This window comes from Agromyces sp. H66 (genome assembly GCF_004959775.1).
GTDB lineage: Bacteria > Actinomycetota > Actinomycetes > Actinomycetales > Microbacteriaceae > Agromyces.
The window spans coordinates 129059-149587 of sequence record NZ_SJZG01000009.1; the positions used below are offsets into that span (position 1 = coordinate 129059).

Annotated in this window: 15 protein-coding genes; 8 read left to right on the top strand and 7 right to left on the bottom strand. The window is 67.7% G+C overall.

Features of this window, described 5'->3' with window-relative positions; translation table 11 throughout:
- Positions 1-202: 202 nt before the first annotated feature.
- Entirely contained in the window at positions 203-1624 is a 1422-nt protein-coding gene (gene dnaA, locus EZM51_RS15305) for a chromosomal replication initiator protein DnaA (protein WP_136709175.1), read from the bottom strand.
- A gap of 424 nt (positions 1625-2048) precedes the next feature.
- Here dnaA and rpmH point away from each other — a divergent pair, with 424 nt between their 5' ends.
- The 8 genes from rpmH to EZM51_RS15345 all read left to right on the top strand — a co-directional run bounded on the left by rpmH (position 2049) and on the right by EZM51_RS15345 (position 12455).
- Positions 2049-2186 (top strand): 50S ribosomal protein L34, encoded by a 138-nt coding sequence (gene rpmH, locus EZM51_RS15310; protein ID WP_022889115.1) that lies wholly within the window; start codon positions 2049-2051, stop codon positions 2184-2186.
- A 7-nt stretch (positions 2187-2193) separates the two neighbouring features.
- A complete protein-coding gene (gene rnpA / locus EZM51_RS15315; RefSeq protein WP_136709176.1) occupies positions 2194-2565 on the top strand; it encodes a ribonuclease P protein component in 372 nt (123 codons plus the stop codon).
- Complete coding sequence (gene yidD / locus EZM51_RS15320; protein WP_136709177.1) at positions 2565-2996, top strand: membrane protein insertion efficiency factor YidD; 432 nt, start codon at positions 2565-2567, stop codon at positions 2994-2996. Before rnpA ends, yidD begins: the two co-directional genes overlap by 1 nt.
- A 9-nt stretch (positions 2997-3005) precedes the next feature.
- Positions 3006-3962, top strand: a complete 957-nt coding sequence (gene yidC, locus EZM51_RS15325; RefSeq protein ID WP_136709178.1) for a membrane protein insertase YidC — start codon at positions 3006-3008, stop codon at positions 3960-3962.
- Positions 3963-3965: 3 nt separating this feature from the next.
- Positions 3966-4460, top strand: a complete 495-nt coding sequence (locus tag EZM51_RS15330; RefSeq protein ID WP_136709179.1) for a R3H domain-containing nucleic acid-binding protein — start codon at positions 3966-3968, stop codon at positions 4458-4460.
- Between the two features lie 16 nt (positions 4461-4476).
- Positions 4477-5106, top strand: coding sequence for a 16S rRNA (guanine(527)-N(7))-methyltransferase RsmG (rsmG, locus tag EZM51_RS15335; protein WP_136709180.1), 630 nt, complete (start codon positions 4477-4479; stop codon positions 5104-5106).
- Between the two features lie 4261 nt (positions 5107-9367).
- Positions 9368-11482 (top strand): AAA family ATPase, encoded by a 2115-nt coding sequence (locus EZM51_RS15340; protein ID WP_248305689.1) that lies wholly within the window; start codon positions 9368-9370, stop codon positions 11480-11482.
- The gene (locus EZM51_RS15345) at positions 11472-12455 is read left to right on the top strand and encodes a ParB/RepB/Spo0J family partition protein (RefSeq protein WP_136709181.1); all 984 of its coding nucleotides are present in this window, start codon (positions 11472-11474) and stop codon (positions 12453-12455) included. Before EZM51_RS15340 ends, EZM51_RS15345 begins: the two co-directional genes overlap by 11 nt.
- A 93-nt stretch (positions 12456-12548) precedes the next feature.
- On the opposite strand, the gene EZM51_RS15350 is transcribed toward EZM51_RS15345, so the two are convergent.
- The 6 genes from EZM51_RS15350 to EZM51_RS21115 all read right to left on the bottom strand — a co-directional run bounded on the left by EZM51_RS15350 (position 12549) and on the right by EZM51_RS21115 (position 20491).
- Positions 12549-13508: an ATP-grasp domain-containing protein gene (locus EZM51_RS15350; protein WP_136709182.1), complete on the bottom strand. Its 960-nt coding sequence runs from the start codon at positions 13506-13508 to the stop codon at positions 12549-12551.
- A 17-nt stretch (positions 13509-13525) separates the two neighbouring features.
- Positions 13526-14848, bottom strand: a complete 1323-nt coding sequence (locus EZM51_RS15355) for a PLP-dependent aminotransferase family protein (RefSeq protein ID WP_136709183.1) — start codon at positions 14846-14848, stop codon at positions 13526-13528.
- A gap of 162 nt (positions 14849-15010) precedes the next feature.
- Entirely contained in the window at positions 15011-15334 is a 324-nt protein-coding gene (gene trxA, locus EZM51_RS15360; RefSeq protein ID WP_136709184.1) for a thioredoxin, read from the bottom strand.
- Positions 15335-15374: 40 nt separating this feature from the next.
- The gene (trxB, locus tag EZM51_RS15365) at positions 15375-16349 is read right to left on the bottom strand and encodes a thioredoxin-disulfide reductase (RefSeq protein ID WP_136709185.1); all 975 of its coding nucleotides are present in this window, start codon (positions 16347-16349) and stop codon (positions 15375-15377) included.
- Between the two features lie 100 nt (positions 16350-16449).
- Positions 16450-18078 carry a murein biosynthesis integral membrane protein MurJ gene (murJ, locus tag EZM51_RS15370; RefSeq protein WP_248305683.1) on the bottom strand — a complete coding sequence of 543 codons (1629 nt, stop codon included), beginning with the start codon at positions 18076-18078 and terminating at the stop codon, positions 16450-16452.
- Complete coding sequence (locus EZM51_RS21115) at positions 18071-20491, bottom strand: DUF6049 family protein (RefSeq protein ID WP_248305684.1); 2421 nt, start codon at positions 20489-20491, stop codon at positions 18071-18073. Before EZM51_RS21115 ends, murJ begins: the two co-directional genes overlap by 8 nt.
- Positions 20492-20529 lie beyond the last annotated feature (38 nt).

Below are 20529 nucleotides of genomic sequence, written 5' to 3' on the forward strand. Positions count from 1 at the left end.
TGTGCACAGGGTGCGGCGTTGTCTCAACAGTGTTGACGGGGTTGCTCGTTAACAATCCACAAGTTGTCCACAGCTGTGGGAATCGCCGCCGGCGGGCCGCACAGGGCGCAGGAGGGCACGGTCGGCGACGGGGCGAGCACGGCGAGTCGAAGCCGGAATCGTGCCGGCCGCGGCATCCGATCGTGCCGGCCGTGGATCCAGATCAGCGGTAGCGGCTCGTCTGCTTGATGCGCGCCGTGAGCTCGGTGACCTGGTTGTAGATCGACCGGCGCTCCTTCATGAGCTCCGAGATCTTCTTGTTGGCGTACATGACGGTCGTGTGGTCGCGGTTGCCGAAGAGCTGGCCGATCTTGGGCAGCGAGAGGCTCGTGAGTTCGCGGCAGAGGTACATCGCGATCTGTCGTGCGGTGGCGACGGCCTGCGAACGACTCGAACCGTAGAGGTCGTCGACGGTCAGCTTGAAGTACTCGGCCGTCGCCGTGATGATGTCGACCGGAGCCACCACGTTGTCCGAGTCGTCCATGATGAGGTCCTTCAGCACGGTCTGCACGAGCGGCATGTCGACCGGCGTTCGGTTGAGGCTCGCGAAGGCGGTGACGCGAATGAGCGTGCCCTCGAGTTCGCGGATGTTGCTCGACACCTTCGAGGCCATGTACTCGAGGATCTCGTCGGGCACCTGGAGTCGCTCGGACTGCGCCTTCTTGCGGAGGATCGCGATGCGGGTCTCGAGGTCGGGTGCCTGGACGTCGGTGATGAGGCCCCACTCGAAGCGGCTGCGCATGCGGTCCTCGAACCCCGTGAGGTGCTTCGGCGGCACGTCGCTGGTGATCACGACCTGCTTGTTGTGGTCGTGCAGGGTGTTGAACGTGTGGAAGAACGCCTCCTGCGTCTCTGCCTTTCCCTGCAGGAACTGGATGTCGTCGATCAGCAGGATGTCGATGTTCCGGTAGCGCTGCTGGAACATCGAGCCTCGGTTGTTCGCGATCGAGTTGATGAAGTCGTTCGTGAACTCCTCGCTGGAGACGTATCGCACCCGGATGCCGGGATACAGGCTCATGGCGTAGTGGCCGATGGCGTGCAGCAGGTGCGTCTTGCCGAGTCCCGAATCGCCGTAGATGAAGAGCGGGTTGTACGCCTTCGCCGGAGCCTCCGCCACGGCGACCGCCGCGGCATGGGCGAAGCGGTTCGACTGGCCGATGACGAAGCTGTCGAACGAGTACTTCGGATTGAGCCGCGCGTCGCGGGGGCGATCGGGACTCGTGTTCTCGAACACCGACTGCGGCGACGCCGGAAGCTCCACCGGGTTCGGGTAGTCGCCGAGCGCAGTCGACTGGGGTTCGGGGGCGCGCGCCTCTTCGAGCTCGGGATTGACGACGACGTAGAACGAGGTGACCGCGGACGGCGCCTCGATGACGCTCATGGCCGACAGCAGCGAGACGCGCATCCGCTGGTTGAGCATGCTGGCCGTGAAGTCGTTCGGCACCTCGAGGTAGAACGTGCCGGCGGCGATGCCCTTGGGCTCGACGAGGCTCAGGAACCCCTGGAGCATCGGCGTGATGGCCTCGTCGTCCGACAGCCGGTCGAGGACGGTCGCCCACGTCTCGGAAATGGGCTGCTCTGTCATCGTTCCCCGCAATCGTTCCGGTGCCGTCGTGTGCCGCTCATCGATCCCCCGATCGACACGCGAGCGGCGCGACGCGAAGTGTTCACAGCGTTATCCACGGCCTGTGGGCAGATTCGGGAAGAGGCCTGAGATTCTGCGCGCGAAGCTGGGGATAACTGGTCTCACACGGTAGCGAATCCGGCCCCCGGGGACAAATGCCGGTGGAGGGATTCGACGACACGGGCGTGTCGGTCCACAGGTGATCCGGAGGGAGGCGGGATACTGTCGTGTTTGCGCTATGGTCAGCGCGAGGTTCGCCTGGTTTGACCCCGGCCCTTCGAGGCCGTAGTTTTAATAGGTTGACCCCAGCCCTTTGGGCACCCAGTTTTCCCGTCGGCGCATCGCATGCTGCACGACACGGAGATCCGAAAGCCGGAGAAGAAGAATGAGCAAGCGTACCTTCCAGCCGAACAACCGTCGTCGCGCCAAGAAGCACGGCTTCCGCCTTCGCATGCGCACCCGCGCCGGCCGTGCCATTCTGTCGGCACGCCGCGCCAAGGGTCGCACCGAACTCTCCGCCTAGTCGCTCGGTGCTCGCCAAAGCCAATCGCATCACGAGCGCCGACGACTACCGAGTCATCGTGCGCCGGGGTGCGAAGGTCGTCGGTGCCCACACCGTGAGCTATCTGCGCTCACGGGAGTCGGGCACCGACGCACGCTTCGGCTTCATCGTCTCCAAGAAGGTCGGCACGGCAGTGCGACGCAATCTCGTGCGACGGCGCCTCAAGGCCGCGTGTCATGAGGCCGTGGCCGACGGTGTTGGCGGCGTGGACGTCGTCGTTCGTGCCCTGCCGGGAGCGGCGGATGCCACGTGGTCCGCGCTGCGCGCCGAGGTGCGAGATGCACTCCGCCGCCGTGTGCCCCCCGCCGGCTCCTCGACACTCGCTTCGAGGAGCGCCTGATGCGCAACCTTCTGCTCTTCCTGCTGCTCATCCCCCGCAACCTCGGCGTGCTGCTGCTCCGTGGCTATCGCGCGGTGATCTCTCCGTTGTACGGCGACGTCTGCCGGTACTACCCCTCCTGCTCCGCGTACGGCCTCGGCTCGGTGCAGCAGCGCGGACTGCTGGTCGGCTCGGCGCTCACGGCCTGGCGCATCCTTCGGTGCAACCCGTGGTCGGCCGGAGGCATCGACGACGTCCGCCCCGCTCGCCACGACCGCTACGTCGTGACCTCGTTCGGCTGGGTCGTGCCGAGGGGTATGTTCCCGAAGGCCGAAGCGGATGCCGCGGCCGCCCGACGTGCGCACGCCCGCACGCACGCAGCTGACGATCGGGCTTCGGCTGCGGTTGCGGTGCTCACGAACTCCTCCCCCATCCTGTCCCGAAAGGACTGACCCGCACCCATGGACTTCATCGGTCTGATTCTCTGGCCCATCAAATGGGTCATCGAGCTCATCCTCGTCGCGTTCCACTCCATGTGGACGTTCATCGGGCTCGATCCCGACTCGGGCGTCACATGGGTGCTCTCGATCGTGGGCCTCGTCATCGTCGTTCGTGCGGCCCTGATCCCGATCTTCGTGCGGCAGATCAAGAGCCAGCGGCGCATGCTCGAGGTCGCGCCGCAGCTGAAGAAGATCCAGGACAAGTACAAGGGCAAGAAGGACCAGTTCTCGCGCGAGGCGATGTCGCGCGAGACCATGGAGCTCTACAAGCGCACGGGCACGAACCCGCTCTCGTCGTGCCTCCCCCTGCTGCTGCAGATGCCGATCTTCTTCGGCCTGTTCTCGGTGCTCAACGACGCATCGGTGAAGGACCAGGCCGGCGTGGGCGCGATGAGCCAGGAACTCGCCGACTCGTTCGCCAACGCCGTGTTCCTCGGGGCTCCGCTGAACTCGACCTTCATCAACGCCATGAATGCCGGCGGCCCGTGGCAGGTCATGGTCGTCGCCGCCGTGATGATCGTGCTGATGACCGCCTCGCAGTTCATCACGCAGCTGCAGATCGTTTCGAAGAACATGTCGCCCGAGACCAAGGCGAGCCCCATGTTCCGACAGCAGCGCATCCTCCTGTACCTGCTCCCCCTCGTCTTCGCGTTCTCCGGTGTCGCGTTCCCCCTCGGCGTGATGTTCTACTGGCTCGTCTCGAACTTCTGGACCATGGGCCAGCAGTTCGTGGTCATCCGCAACATGCCGACACCCGGCAGTGAGGCCGCCCGCGCTCGTGAGGCTCGCCTCGCGAAGAAGGGCAAGCTCGTCGTGGAGGAGAAGCAGGACGGTGCCGTCGCAGTCGAGGAACCGAAGAAGACCCAGCGCCAGCAGCCCATGGGCAAGGCGCGAGCGAAGAAGCAGGGCGGGAAGTAGGCCATGACGAACGTTCACCAGGACGAGGACCGTTCCATTGCGCAGCTCGAGGAGGAAGGCGACATCGCCGCCGACTACATCGAGGAACTGCTCGACATCTGCGATCTCGACGGAGACATCGACATCGACGCCCGCAACGGCCGGGCGTACGTCTCGGTGAATGCCGGCGAGGGCGCCAACCTCAACGTGCTGTCGAAGCCCGAGACGGTGAGTGCACTCCAGGAATTGACGCGCCTTGCGGTGCAGACCAAGACGGGCGTGTTCTCGCGGCTCATCCTCGATATCGGCGGGTCGCGCGATGCTCGTCGCGACGAGCTCGCGGCGCTGGTGTCACGAGCGATCGAGCGCATCGAAGGCGGCGCCGCCGAGGCGGCGCTTCCGCCCATGTCGTCGTACGAGCGGAAGCTCGTGCACGACCTGGTGAGTGAGCGCGGATTCCACTCGGAGTCCGAGGGTGAGGGCGCCGACCGCCACACGGTCATCACCCGCGGCGCCTGACGTTTCACGTGAAACCATGACGGACGCACTGGAGTCGGAGCCCGCCGTCGCGGCGCAGATCTTCGGGGACCACCTCGACCGCGGCCGCGCCTTCACGGAGTCGCTCGCGCGGCACGGCGAGGAACTCGGGCTCATCGGCCCCTTGGAGTTGCCTCGGCTCTGGTCGCGCCACATCCTGAACAGCGCCCTCGTCGCCCCACTCTTGCGTCCGGGTCGCGTCGGCGACATCGGTTCCGGTGCCGGGCTCCCCGGACTCGTGCTCGCCATCATGCGACCCGATGTCTCGTTCACCGTGATCGAGCCGATGGAGCGCCGAGTGGCGTGGCTCGAGCGACAGGTCGCGGAGTTGGAACTCGGCAACGTCGAGGTCGTGCGCGCGCGTGCGGAGGAATCCAAGTTGAAGGGCGCTCTGGACCAGGTCACAGCCCGCGCGGTCAGTGCCCTTCGCACGTTGATCCCGATCAGCGCTCCCCTGGTTCGGCCGGGAGGCGAGCTCGTGCTCATGAAGGGTGCCGGCGTGGACGCCGAGATCGCCGCCGCCGAGAAGGCCATCCGGAAGTATCGCGTGCACGATTACGAGGTGCTCGTGCTCGGCGAGGGCCTGGTCGACGACGTCACGCGCGTGTTTCGCGCGACCGTCGGCTGATGCGTCGCACCATTCACGCGCGTGCGTTCGGCGACATGCCTGGGCGGGGACGCGTGGCCCAGGTGTGACGCTGCCACTCCGCCTCAATGACGCGCTCACGTCGGTTTCGTCGCGGTCATCTGCGTGCTGGGCGAGCTTGTCCGGGCCGGGCCGGGTCGCGTGATCGTGATCCGACGCTCGGACGCTGCGACGGCGGCGCGGTGTCGGCGCGGTGTCGGCGCGGATGGCTGCGTGACGGGCGCATGCCGACAGCGCGGACGTGTCCGGCGGCCGCGCCGCGTCGCTCCGGCGCACGTCCCGCAACGGCCTCCCAGCTCGTTCGATGATCTGGACCGCCGTATGGCCGACTTGGTGTGGGTCGTTCCGCTGAGCGCGGTCGGGCTCCTGCGACGGAGCGGGGTCGGAGCGTCGGTCACTGCGACGCCGTGCTCGCGGGTGGCGTGAAGCTGTGATGTCGCAGGTCGAGCAGAGGCGGGTCCGCCGCGTCGCGGCCGACCTCGCGGGTCGGACGCAGGTCGCCCTTCGAGACGGTCGGTTCTGAATTCCGCGAGGATGCGCTCGCGAGACGCGCGTTGACCGATGAGGCGTCCCAGGGCGTCCGGGGCGCCCGGGTGCCTCCTCCTCCTCGGCTGCCCACTGCCTCGTCATGCGGGTCGGGTGGGCCCGCCCGCCGCTGCTCACGTCTCGAGCCGGCATTCCCTGGAGTTGGAGGATATGGCGCCGTCGTCGTTCGGTCCCCCACCGACGATCGCAAGCCCGAGGTCATGGGCACGAACTCGTGGCTGCGGGGTTCGATTGAGGATCGGCCTGCTGCTCGCCGATCGCCGTGATCGGTTCGTTGATCGCCCACGGGGCTGGTGCACCCTCACTCACCTCCGCGGGTGCCGTTGGCGACGTGAAGTCACCCACCGTGTGATCGTCCGTCGTACGGTCCCCCACCGACGATCGCATCACCCATTCCATGCTGCTCGGCAGATCCCCAGCGAGCGGCATCCTCTGGGAAGGGGCGTTTCACGTGAAACGTCTTCGTCGAGGAGTGGCTGAGCGCCGCGATCGGTTCGCCTCAGCGCAGTGTCTTCGGGTTCGGTTCGTCCCGGCGCCGCCCGATCTCAGTTCTCTATGAGGGCCGCAGTCTACGAACCCCGTTCTTCATATGAAGCGCCGATGCCGATCGGCGGTCGTCCGCCGCGGTCGCCGCCAATGGTCGTTCGCGCGCCCGCCCATATCACTGACCCGTGGTGGCGGGCTAGGAGGAATCCCGCTGGCGGTGCATGTCTGCCAGCGACAGGGACCTTCGGTGCCCGCTACCGGCGCGGTGACGATGGGGCTGTTCGTGATCTGCCATGCCCGGCACCTGCAGACGGCGATCGCCAGCGACGCCAAGCACGTTCACGACGCGGCGTGGCTGTGTCTGCGCGCGATGGCGTCGAGCAGCGTTCACGGCCGCTCGCTGATGCCCCCGAACCCCAGCCGTTTCTGCCGACGACGGCGAGCGGGTCGCACTCATTCAGTAAGCGTTGCCCGCCGTCGTGAAGTCGTGGTCGACGAGGCGCAAGGTGTGAGGCCACTCTGCGACGCGACGGCGCCGGGGCCGTGGCGTAGCCCGCGCCTCGGTCGTGCATCGGGAGTTCGGCCGCCACCTCGCGGCGCCGGCTTTCCCGGCAACCGACGCTGGCGTTGCATCGTTCTGTTGTCCGCCGATGGGCGATGGAGCGCCGGCCGCCCGCGGATGGTGTTTTCACGTGAAACGTGGGTGTTGTGGTGGCGTCCACCACGATCGCCGCACGGGTTCGCTTCCGCACCTCGCGGATCAGACCATCCGTCGTCGCCATGTGTCACGTCGGGCCTCCGACGGGCGGCTGCCGTGGGTGATTCGTGTTTCACGTGAAACGCTGAGCGCTGGCCGAGGTGACGGGGGCCCGTGATCCGATCACGCGACCTGTAGTTCCGCGTTTCCAGCACCACCCTCAGGGCCTGGTGCCTGTTTTCGATCCGCAGCCAATTTGCGATATCGAAGGCCGCCCACCCCCCGTTTCACGTGAAACATCCGGTGGAATGGTCGAACGCTTCGATCGGCCGTCTGTGTGCAGTTGATGCTCCCGCAGATCGCCTCGCCCCGCCGCTGGTCCAGGTGTCGCTCCTACAGCGACGGGTCGTCACGCACCCGCGAACGTCAGGTCAGACACGTGCGGGCCCACGGTGCCGACCGGACGGTCCCTCGCTGTACTCGGCTGCAGGTCGGCTGTCGTCGGAGGTTTCACTCCGATCTCGACGCAAGGTCCTCGAACGGGATCGACCCCCGGTCCGCGAATTCTGCTCCCCACGTGAGATTCCTCTGCGGGCCGACTGACGCGATTGCACCACCGTCGCGGCTGCTGCAGCGCGTTGGTATGACGATGGGAGCACACGGGTTCGAACCGGCGCGCACGGCGCAATGACGACAAGAATCGCCGCTGCGCGGATGACCGGAGATCGGGTGCCTTCGTCGAGGAGCAAATCTCGCGAGCCGCCGTGACCCCATGGCATCAATCGGTTTCGGCCATGGAAGCCCACTCGGGCCCAGGCCAAGCCCAAGCGCCGACGGCCGGTTCAAGCTGGCCGTCGCCGCTACGGCCGCACTCGACTCTGAGCTGCAATGCGCCAATCCAGATGCATCGGCAACGACGCTCAGTGGTGCGTGTTCGCACGAAGAGGATTCGACCACATCGGGCGACGATGGGCCTTCGTCGCACCCACCTGATGTCGGGCAGCCCGAGCCGCCCGGTGCGCCCGGTCTGATGATGCCTCGAGCGGGGTGGTGGAGCTCGATGACGAAATTGCCGCCGACACGTCGGCGGATGGCAGTGCTGCCGCCACCGGTCGCCTGTGAACCTGGCGACCTCGTCTGCGCGACGCCGTCGTCTCACGCCGGGTTGGATATGCCAGACCGACGTCACAAGAAGATGCAATGAGCACTGTGAGCACTCGGGCGCCAGGTCTCGTCAACGTCGCCCTCGGGTCCGCCCTCCCAGAGCTCGAGTTCGAGGGTGGGTTCGAACGGAGCCCGAGCGAGCGCGACTGGGAGGACCCGGATCAACACGACGGCGTTCACAGGTCAGCCGTGGGCGTGCGCCGAAGGCAGCGCCCGGCGCAGCGTTCGCGACCGCCCCTGACGCCGTATCGTTCCAATCCTCGGTCGAACGGCTGGACTCGAGCTCCGCGACACCGCGGCTCAGCGATGTCCGCAAGCGTGCGCTCCCCAGCCGCGGAGTCCACTCCTCTCACGTTTGGACCGCCGATCATCCGAAGCGGTGGATCCGCGTGCCACACCGGCTCGTCATTCCGTGACGACGACCGGCCTGACGCCGTATCGGGAGAATCATCCCGCGAACCGATGGACTCGAGCTCCGCGACACCGCGGCAGGGCCACGTCCGCAAGGGTGCACTCCCCATCCACGGAATCCACCCTCCTGGAGTCTGGACCGCCGGTGGTCCAACGTGGTAGATCTGCGTGCCGCACCAGCTCATCGTGCCGCGACGACCGAGGCATAGTCCTTCCATGACGACCGAGGCATCGTTCGTCCATCCGTCGACTGCAGGCGCCGACGATTGCGAACTCCGACGCCGACGCCGACCCCGGAAACACGACGTGACACCAGCGATGGTGGAGCACGCACCCAACGCAGGCGGGAACTCGGACGGCGTTCCAGGGCCCGGATCGCCATCGAGAAGATGTTTCACGTGAAACGGCCGGATGCGTCCCATCCGCCCCGGCGGCGGCATGACCGGGCTTTCGTCGAACTCGTCCTCCCCAACTCCAATCCCCGCATCAGGCCGAGGCTCGGCCGCGTTCCACACGTTCGCCTCCGTCGCCGCCGGTTAGGCTTGAGTCTCAGGTCGGCCCGCGCATCGCCGATCACGCGCGGCACGAGCATGGGTGGGAGTAGTTGGAATGGGACAGGGCGGAGGACGCGGGTGGTTTCACCGCAAGCGCCACCAGCCCGATGCAGATGAAGTCGGCGGCACGACGCACGCGAGTTCTGACTGGAGGAGCATTCGCACCGGAGACCCGAGTGAAGTCATGTCGACTCTCTCGACACCCCCACCTCCAGCACCCGAGCCAGACGACCCCACGCAGTGGAGCCCCGAAGCCCGCGGCATCATTCCTGCCAGTCAGCCTGCACAGTCCCCGTCGACCGGCAATGAGCGACGCGAGAATCACGAGGGCGTGCACGCCGAGCCGCGAGCATCACATCTTCCCGACCGCGGTCCGGCGTACGGCATGAACGCGGGCGGATCGGTGCATGAGAATGGACGCGAGCAACACGCGCCCGACCTTGGGGCGTCGGATCCTGGCCAGCCACGCGTCGACGACCGTGGCTCCCAAACCGTCTCGGCCGCCTCAGATCAGGTGAGTTGGCCGGCTACTCCCCCGACGGCGAGCATCGATTGGGATGCGGCGACCGCCGCGGCGCTGAGCGACGAGCCTGATCGCGCGGGCCCGGCAAGCAGCCCGAGGACGATCTCGGGGTCGACCGCGGACCGACTGCTCGAGGACATCATCAGGGAGATCGTCGGCGATGCGGCGGCCGATACCGTCTCATCTCTGCAACCATCACGCGGCGAATCAGGCGCTGAATCAGCTGAAACGTCGGACGCATCGGATACCCCCGAGACCGACGGCTCCGTGGCATCGCCCGCCGCACCAGACGAAGCATTTGCGCAGCCGACGACGACGAGCGTCGAACCAGCCGATGACACCGAGCCCGCCGACGGCGCCAGCCCGTCCATCGGCGGCGATATGGACGTGGAGCCGAGCACCGCCAGGCTTCCCGAAGCAGACACGACGCGGCCACCGACGGCCGCATCCGCTGAAGCGGACACCGCCTTCGGTAACGACCGGGCGGTCGAGACGGAACCACGACTCCAGGAGACACTCGGCGACGCGTCGGTTCCCGGTGCCGCCGCAGCGCCCGACACGGGCGACGGGGGTGTAACCGAATCGGTCTCATACGAACCGGAGGGCGGGGAGTCCACCTCGACGTCGCCTGTGCCGACCGGCACGGCCAGCTTCCACGCCGACCACGAGCAGGCCTCGACCGCACCCAAGGTTCACCCACAGTCGGCTGACGAGAATCCCGCCGCTCCGGAACATCTCATCGTGGCGGCGACCGACGAATCCTCCGGGTCCCTCGTTGAACCCGATCAAACCCCCACCGAGGAGTCTGGGCCCTCATATACGGCAGCCGTCTCGCGGTTCACGCCCGACGCACACCTCGAGTCGACTGCTGGTGAAGAACTGGGCGGCGCCGCTCCAACGGATCACGTCACCGAAGACGAGCGCGTCGGCCTCGAGGGGCGTGCCGCATATCCCTTGAACGCATCGTGGCCGACCGAGGCTTCGATCGCCGCCACGACGACTGGCGAGGGCGTAGACGTTTCACGTGAAACTCTCGTCCGTTCGCCCGCTGTTCCCGTTTCACGTGAAACGGTCATCGAATACGGAGGAACTCCCCTGGCTGATCAACTCGCCGATGAGACTCGTCGGCGCCTCGCGCTCGATGAGGCCGTGCTCCCCCTCCCCCAGAGCACGCGAATCTTCACCATCTCGAATCAGAAGGGCGGCGTCGGGAAGACCACGACTGCCGTGAACCTTGCTGCTGCACTGGCTCGTTCCGGTGCCCGCGTGCTCGTGGTCGACCTCGACCCCCAGGGCAACGCCTCCACAGCGCTCGGCGTCGACCATCGATCCGAACAACAGAGCGTCTACGAGGTGCTGGTCGCCGACCTGCCGCTCACCGAGGTCATTCGTCCGTCGACCGAGCATGAGCGCTTGGACTGCGTGCCCGCGACCATTCATCTCGCGGGCGCCGAGATCGAGCTGGTCTCCCTCGTTGCCCGCGAGCAGCGCCTTCGCCGGGCGCTCGATGCCCACCTGGCATCGATGGAGCGACCGTATGACTACGTCTTCATCGACTGCCCTCCGTCGCTCGGCCTCCTCACGATCAATGCCTTCGTCGCGGCGCGTGAAGTGCTCATCCCGATCCAGTGCGAGTACTACGCGCTCGAGGGACTCTCGCAGCTTCTCAGCAACATCGAGCTCATCGAGAAGCACCTCAATCCCGAGCTCCGGCTGACGACGATCCTGCTCACGATGTACGACTCTCGCACCAACCTGGCGCAACAGGTCGCACAGGAAGTGCGTGACCACTTCCCCACCCAGACGCTCGAGACGATCATCCCGCGTTCGGTGCGGGTATCCGAGGCGCCCAGCTACGGGCAGAGCGTCATCAGCTACGACTTCGGGTCGACCGGGTCGTTGTCCTACCGCGAGGCGGCCGCCGAGATCGCGCGCCGATCCGTCGCCAACCCGAAGGAACACGCGAATGGCAACTAAACGAACCGGGCTCGGGCGAGGAATCGGAGCCCTCATTCCGAGCAGTGACGAGTCGACTCGTCCGACTCGTCCAGTGGATGTCTTCTTCCCCGACGCCGAGTCCACGCCGGCGACGGCGATCGCCGCAGTGGAGCAGGCGGCGACCGCCGAGGGACTCATCACGGTGCCGGGCGCGCGTCTCGCACGACTCGATCCCAATGACATCGTCCCGAATGCCCAGCAGCCACGGAGCGTGTTCGACCCCGACGACCTCGCGGAACTCGTGCACTCGATCCGCGAGTTCGGGGTGCTGCAGCCGATTGTGGTGCGGCCGCATCCGATCGAACCCGGCAAGTATGAACTCGTCATGGGTGAGCGGCGGCTGCGGGCGACCAAGGAGGCCGGGCTCGAGACGATCCCCGCGGTCGTGAAGGACACGGCCGATGAAGCGATGCTGCGCGACGCGCTTCTCGAGAACCTCCACCGTTCGCAGCTCAATCCACTGGAAGAGGCCTCGGCCTATCAGCAACTGCTGTCCGACTTCGGGATCACGCAGGAGGAACTCGCCGCTCGACTCGGCCGTTCGCGTCCACAGGTCACCAACACCCTGCGTCTGCTCAAGCTGCCCGAGTCGGTGCAGGTCCGTGTCGCCGCCGGCGTACTCAGTGCCGGCCACGCGCGTGCCATCCTCTCGATCGGCGGCGATGCCGAGGCGATGCAGCGATTCGCCGACAAGATCGTCAATGAGGAGCTGTCCGTACGAGCGGCCGAAGCGCTCGCCACGAGCACTCCGAAGCCTTCGCGTGCGAAGCCGGCCGCAGGCAAGCGCCAGGACTTCCTGGACGACCTCGCCGGGCGGCTCGGTGACCGACTGAACACCCGGGTGCGCATCGCACTCGGCGCGCGAAAAGGGCAGATCAGCATAGATTTCGCTACGGTACAGGATCTCCGGCGCATCCTCTCGGATCTCGGCGAAGAACTCGAGGGCGTGTGAGACGTCCTCGCCCGCAGAATCGCTCCTGACGAACCGAAACGCCCGTGTCGAGCAGCTCGACACGGGCGTTTGTACAGCGCCGGGAATCAGTCCTCAGGATGCGCGAGCCGCCGCGGCGTGTACCAAGCCGCTGTAGATGGTCGAGGCATCCGTTCCCGATGCCTCGATCGCAAGGGGAACGAGCGACGTCTCGGTGAGTCCGGGGATCACGTTGACCTCGAGGAACCACGGCACGCCATCGTCATCGACGATGAAGTCGACGCGAGAAAGGTCGCGGAGTCCGAGTGTGCGGTGCGCGAGCACCGCGGCATCTGACACCCTCGCGGAGATGTCGTCGCTGAGACGCGACGGAGCGTAGAAGGTGGTCTCCCCGGCGTTGTACCTGGCTTGGAATCCGTACACCCCGTCGACCGGCTCGATCTCGACCGGCACCAGGGCGCGAGGCCCGTCTCCCCGGTCGATCACGGCGACCGCGATCTCGGTGCCGACGATCCGACGTTCCACCACGGCCACCTCGTCGTACGTGAACGCCTCGACCATCGCGCGCGGAAGGTCGTTCGGGTCGCCGACGATCGTGACGCCCTGCGCCGAGCCGCCCGACCCCGGCTTCACCACGAGATCGCCCTCGAGCGCTTCGCGCACGACGCGGAGCACGCTCGCCGCGCCGAGCTCACGGAATGCCTCGTGCGACAGCACGATCGATTCGGGCACCGCGATGCCGGCCTCCGCCACGAGCGAGCTCGCCACCGGCTTCGACCACGCCTGACGAGCCGAAGAGCCGGTCGACCCGACCGTCGGCACGCCGAGCGCCCGGAGCAGGTCGAGCAACGATCCGTCCTCGCCGCTCGACCCGTGAAGCGCGGGAAACACCACATCGGGGCGCTGACGCGCGAGGAACGGCAGCAGCCCGGCATCCGGATCGCGCAGCTCCACGCGGTGACCCGCATCGGAGAGGGCGTCGGCCACCCGGCGGCCGGAGCGAAGCGAGACATCGCGCTCGTGCGAGATCCCGCCCGCCAGCACGACGACATACAGGCCACTGGATTCGCTCATGATCAGGGTATTCTCCACTACTTGAGGTCGGAAGGCGGGGCGGAGTCGAATCCGTCGCTCGGGGGCAGTTGCAGCGGCCCGGTACCGGCGAAGGTGTCCAGGAGGTCGAGCTCGCCATTGACGACCGTCGCGAGACGCCGGATGCCGACCCGGATGGCGTCGGGTGTCGGGTAGCAGAAGGACAGGCGCATCGCGTGTCGCCCGCGCCCGTCGGCGAAGAACGCCGTGCCGGGCGTGTACGCGACGAGCTCCCTGACGGCGCGGGGCAGCATCTGCTTCGAGTCGAGCACATCGGGCATGGTGACCCACACGTAGAAACCACCGTTGGGGTTCGTCCAGCTGAGCTGCGGCAGGTATTCCCCCAACGCCTCGATCATCGCGTCCTTGCGTTCTCGATAGACGCCGCGGAAGGTGTCGATCTGGCCTCGCCAGTCGGTGGTCGACAGGTACTCCGACACGACGAGCTGGCTGAACGAGCTCGGGGAGAGGATCGCCGACTCGGCGGCGAGGATGAGCTTCTCGCGGATGGCGTGGGGTGCGAGCGCCCAGCCGACGCGGAAGCCGGGAGCGAGCGTCTTCGAGAACGAGCCGAGATAGATCACGCCGTCCTCGTCGAGCGAGCGCAGCGCATCGGGCGCCGGCTCATCGAAATGGAGGAGCCCGTACGGGTTGTCCTCGAGCACGAGGATCTCGTTGCTGCGGCAGATCTCGAGGATCTCGGGTCGACGCTCGGCCGAGAGCGTCACCCCGGCGGGATTGTGGAAGTTCGGAATCGTGTAGAGGAACTTGATCCTCCGCCCCTGCCCGCGCAGGTGCGCGATCGTCTGCCGGAGCGCTTCGGGGATGAGTCCGTGCTCGTCCATCGCAACGTGCACGACACTCGCCTGATACGAGCGGAACACCCCCATCGCGCCGACATAGCTCGGCGCCTCGGCCAGGATCACATCGCCAGGGTCGACGAAGAGCTTCGTGACGAGATCGAGCGCCTGCTGCGATCCGGTCGCGGTCACGACGTTGTCGACGCTCCCCCGGATGCCCTCGAAGGCCATCACGTCGAGGATGTGCTCTCGCAGTGCGGGAATGCCCTGGCCCGATCCGTACTGCAGGGCGACCGGGCCCTGCTCGCGCATCACGCGCTCCATCGACGAGACGATGAGCTCCTGCGGGAGTGCCGACACGAACGGCATGCCGCCCGCGAGCGACACCACCTCGGGACGGGAGGCGACGGCGAAGAGGGCTCGGACTTCTGAGGCGGCCAGCCCGGCGGCTCGCTCGGCGTAATTCGCGTACCAGGGGTCGAGATTGTTGCCGGTCCGCTGGGGGACGCCGTCAGAGGTCACATCGCTTCCGTTCTGTTCAGGATATTCATGCTAGTTGCTGGGTTCGTGCCGCCTGTTTCCGTGACACCTCGAGCGACGCCGCATGCGCGGTCGCCGCCCGACGATGCGAAAGACCCGCCCGGTTCGCACCGGGCGGGTCTTCGGATATCGCGAGGTCGCCGGCTACGAGATGAAGGCGGCGAGGTCGGCCTCGAGGGCGGGCTTCGGCTTCGCGCCGATGACGGTCTTTACGACCTCGCCCTTCTCGAACACCTTGAACGCGGGGATGGCGGTGATCTGGTACTTCATCGCCAGATTCGGGTTCTCGTCGACATTGAGCTTGACGATGTCGAGCTTGTCGGAGTGCTCGGTGGCGATCTGGTCGAGGATCGGGCTCACCGCGCGACACGGGCCGCACCACTCTGCCCAGAAATCGACGAGGACGGCCCGGTCGTTCTTGAGCACCTCCTGCTCGAAGGTGGCTTCGGTCACGGCACGTGCGGTCATTGCGTTCTCTCCTTCAGTGGAATCGGATGTCGCGTCGGCGTCAGTCGACGACGGCGAACTCTGTCTCGAGTACGGCCTCGGCGGCGTTCTCGTTGCCGAGGGCGGCGAGGTAGTGCTCGGCGTCGAGTGCGGCGGTCGCGCCGGTGCCCGCGGCGGTGATCGCCTGGCGGTAGGTCGGGTCGATGACGTCGCCGGCGGCGAACACACCCTCGACCGACGTGCGCGTCGAGCGGCCCTCCACGGCGATGGTGCCCTCGGGGGTGAGCTCGAGCTTGCCGTGCACGAGGTGGGTGCGCGGATCGTTGCCGATCGCGACGAACAGGCCGTCGAGGTCGAGGGCGCGCACGTCGCCCGTCTCGGTGTCGCGGAGGGTCACGCCGTTCACCTGCGTGTCGCCGTGGATCGCAGTGACCTCGGCGTTCCAGATGAACTCGATCTTCTCGTTGTCGAAGGCACGCTGCTGCATGATCTTCGACGCCTTGAGCGTGTCGCGGCGGTGGATGATGTACACCTTGTCGGCGAAGCGGGTGAGGAAGGTGGCCTCCTCCATCGCCGAGTCGCCGCCACCGACGACCGCGATCGTCTTCTGGCGGAAGAAGAACCCGTCGCACGTCGCGCACCAGGACAGGCCGTGACCCGAGAGGACCTCCTCCTCGGGCAGACCGAGCTTGCGGTAGGCCGATCCGGTCGCGTAGATGATCGCACGAGCCTCCTCGACGCCGCCGTTGCCGAGCTTCACGCGCTTGACGGGGCCTTCGACCTCGAGCTCCACGACGTCGTCGTACACGACCTCGGTGCCGAATCGCTCGGCCTGGGCCTGGAACTTGGCCATGAGGTCGGGACCCATGATGCCCTCGGGGAATCCGGGGTAGTTCTCGACCTCGGTCGTGTTCATGAGCTCGCCGCCGATCTCGACCGAGCTCGCGATGAGCAGCGGCTTCAGTTCTGCGCGAGCGGCGTAGATCGCCGCGGTGAACCCGGCGGGACCCGAACCGATGATGATGATGTCGCGCAACGCCACTCCTCTGCTCAATACATCGTGTCGTGGGATCCGTGGAGCGGATGCCACGCCATGGTCAACACAGTCTAGGCGGCGGGTATTCCGGCGGACTGTGTCAGCGTCGGCGCGTGACGCGGTCGAGCAGCGGCCGAGCGAACCCATGGAGCTCGGGTGAGCGGATGAGCCAGAGCACGCCGAAGTAGACGACCGCCATGGCAACGCCGATGGCGACCATGGAGATGACCGCCGGAGCGATGCCCGACATCGCGAAGCCGGTGCTGGAGAGACCTCCGAGCGAGACCAGCACCATGAAGCCCACGACGAGGCTCGGCACCGCAGCGATCGTGTAACGCACGAAGCTGGTCGTGATACGCCATCCGTCGAGCTCGCCGAGCTTGCGGCGGAGCAGCACCGTGGCCAGCACGACCTGCGCGAGGGTCGCGACCGACGTGAGCAACGCGATGCCCATGGCGATCCAGTCGATCGCGACATTGACCAGCAGGAGCGCGCCCGAACTGAACAGCACCACCTGGAACAGCGTGAAGAAGAACGGCGTCTTCGTGTCGCCGAGTGCGTAGAACGCGCGTTGCACGATGAACAGGAAACTGAAGGGCACGAGCCCCACCACGTAGGCGGCGATGACGTTGCCGAACGCGAGACGAGAATCGAAGGATGCCTCGCCCGTGAACACCGTCGCGAACGGATACGCGCACATCGCGAGCACGATCGCGGCGAGCACGATGATGAGGCTGACGCCGCGGATCGCGCTCGAGACATCCGTTCGCACCTTGTCGGTGTCGCCCACTGAGGCGTGCTCGCTCATGCGCGTGAAGTACGCCGTCGCGATCGACACGGTGATCACCGAGTGCGGCAGCATGAAGATGAGCCACGCGTTGCCGAGTGCGGCGACGGAGGCCCCCTCGCCGGATGCGATGCCGACCACGTTCGTCTCGACGATGCCTGCGAACGTCGTGAGCAGCAGCATCCCGAACGTCCACGAAGCCATGCGGCCGGCATCGCCGAGGCCCACGCCGCGCCACCGGAAATCGGGGCGATAGCGGAGGCCGATGCGACGCCAGAACCAGAACAGCACGATCGCCTGCGCCGCGATGCCGAGCGTCGCGGAGCCGGCGAGGATCGCGATCATCGAGAAGTCCCACGCACCCGGTGAACGCTCGCCGTTGGGGTCGGCGCCGTACAGCGCCATGAACACGAAGAGGCCGGCGATGGCGACGACATTGTTCAGCACCGGAACCCAGGTGAACGGACCGAACGAACGGCGCGCATTCAGCACCTCGCCGAGCAGCGTGTAGAGGCCGTAGAAGAAGATCTGCGGCAGGCACCAGTAGGCGAAGATCGTGGCGAGGTCGCGGGTCTCGGACGACAGTTGCGTGCCGTAGAGCAGCGTGAAGAGCGGTGCGGCGAGCGTTGCGGCCACGGTGGCCAGGGCCAGCAGCACCAGGGACAGGGTCAGCAACCGGTTGATGTAGGCGTGGCCGCCGTCGTCGTGCAGGCCGGCGCGCACGATCTGCGGTACGAGCACGGCGCTCAGCACGCCGCCGGCGACCACGACGTAGATGGTGTTCGGCAGTTGGTTGGCGACGGCGAACGCGTCGGCGCTTCCGCTGCCGACGAGGCCGATCGCGTTCGCGAGCACGATGGCCTTCACGAAGCCGAGCACGCGGGACACGATCGTTCCGGAGGCGAGGAAGACGCTGGCGCGTCCGATGCGGTCGTCAGCCACGCGTATCGCTCTCTGCTCCGGCTCCGGTTCCGGTTCGGGATGCCTCGGAGTCGGATGCCTCGGTGTCGGCGTCCGGCGCGGTGCGCACGTTGCCCTCGGCCCCGGCTCCTCCGGCGCCCTCGGTGTGGGCCGCCTCGTCGTCGGCGCCCTCGGCGGCGGCATCCGCCCCCTCTTCGGCACGAGCACGCCGGCGGCGACGGATGTTGCGCCAGATGCCGATGCCGAACACGAGCACGAGGATGGTCGCGAGCACCGCGGCGCCGAGTCCCTCCCAGTCGGCCTGCACGTTCGCGGGAATGGTGACCGCGTCGCCGATGGGAACGCCCGCCGGCGACGTGAGGGACACCACGAGGGAGACGTCGCCGTTGCCGACCCCGGCCACGACGGGAATGCGCACCGTGCTTCGCGACTCGGGCTCGACGGTGACCTCGACCCGATCCTCGACGATGAGTCGGCCGTTCGACGGATCCACCTCGACCACGACGGTGACAGGATACGGCAGGCCGTTGTCGATCGTCGTGGGCACGCCCGTCTCGGTGGACACGACGTTGATGGGGCTCGACTCCACGACCGAGACGGAGCGAACGATGCGCCGCTGGTCGACGAGCCACTCGCCGGCCGCCGCCGCCCACGCCTCGCGGTCATCGAGCCACGCGACGTCGAGGAGCGAGAGGAGGTCGCGTCGGGTCGGCGCGGCGAGCAGGCGTTCGTCGGCGAGCACGCTCGCGAACGCGGCGACCTCGGCCTCGGCGGCGATCATGCGCGTGACGGTCGCGCGCCGGTCGTCGGCCGCGGGCTCCGAGACGAGCGCGCGAGGTTCGGGCGGCGCACCGATCGCGTCCGCGAGGCCCGCGAGCGTCGACCACCCGGACGCCTCGAGTTCCCCGATCAGCGCCGAGATGCGGTCGGAACGCGCGGGCGCACCGCGGTCGAACGTCGCGAGCACGGTCGTGCGGGCCGTGCCGGCGTCGAGTGCGAGCTCCGACAGCAACCGGCCGGCCGCCGCGCGCCACTCGGCGTCCGTCTGTGCGGAAGCCGCCGCGCGCAGCGGCTCGGTGAGTCCGGCGTCGGCGACCAGCGCCGTCGAGCCGTCGATCGTGGCGGACGCGGACGTCGGCCGGTCGACGGGCGACGTGTTCGTCGGGGCGAGCAACGCGGTCGTCAGGCCGGCCGCGTCGAGGTACGCGAGATCGCCCGATGCAACCGTGTCATCGGCGGGCCAGGCGAGGTCGGTGCGCGTGTACGGCCAGGCGAGGAGCTCGTCGGTGGTGGGCACCGCGCCGGTCGTCTCGGGCTCGGCCGGGGCATCCGTCGGCTCGACGCCATCGGCGCCCTCGTCTTCGCCGTCATCGCCCGGGGCGGGGGCGGTGAAGTCCGCCGGGTCCATCACGTCGTCGAACGACGTCGGTGCGAGGAGTGCGGGCAGGCCGACCTGCGACTGCACGGCCAGGTCGGCGTCGGCGTAGGCGAGGGGGAAGATCTCGTTCGTGAGTGTCGCGAGACGGTCGAGCCACGCGGTGGCCGACGGCGGTGCACTCGAGCCGAGCACCCGGATCGAGGCGAGGATGCGCGGGTCGAGCCCGATCGCGACCCGCCGATCCGCGAGCGCGTCGAGCTGGCGGGTCAGGACACCCGTCGGGCCGGTCCAGTTCTCGAGCTGAGCCGGAGGGATGAGTCCCGAGGCGCCCTCCGCCACGGGGACCGTGAGCGGCGCGACGAGGGTGACGGCGACCGAGCCGGCGGCGGGCACGGCGGCGTTCGGGTACGCGTCAGCCCCGGCGGCCACCACCATGTCATCGACGACGAGCTCTGCGCCGAGGCCGACGATGGGCGACCCCGCGAGGTCGGCGAGCAGCTCGGGTGCGATCGTGAAGGGGATGAGCGCCGTGCCGCCGGGGGCCAGGCTGCGGGACTCGCTCTCGGCGAGTGCGACCGCCGTGCCCCCGAACCCGGCGCCGGTCTCGCCGCCGGCCGCGAGCCAGTCGTCGAGTTCGGCGTTCTCGTCGATGGGGTCGCCCGCGCGAACCAGGCGGAGCCGCCCGGGTGCGACCGTCTCGCCCGTCGCGTTCTCGATCTCGACGGTGACCGAGACGGGCGCCGAGAGCGTCAGGCTCGTGGAGATCGTGGGCGAGACCCGGAGGTGGAGGCCCCCGTTCTCGTCGTCGACCGACTGTGGTGGCCGTGATTTCGCGGGAGCCGCGCCGCCGTCGGTACCGGCGGTGCCCCCGCCCGCGATGCCGAACACCGCCTGCAGTCCGGCCGGATCGACGCCGGCGGCGGCGGCGAGGGGCGCGCCGACGACCCCGATGAGGGCTGCGGCGGCGAGGCTCGCCACGACGGCACGGCCGCGGCGGCTCGAGCGGGGGGCGGGTGAGTCGGCGCGGCGACGCGCTGGTTTCACCTCGGCCACCATGCAGGCGATTCTACGGCGTGGGCCCGGGGCATCCGTTC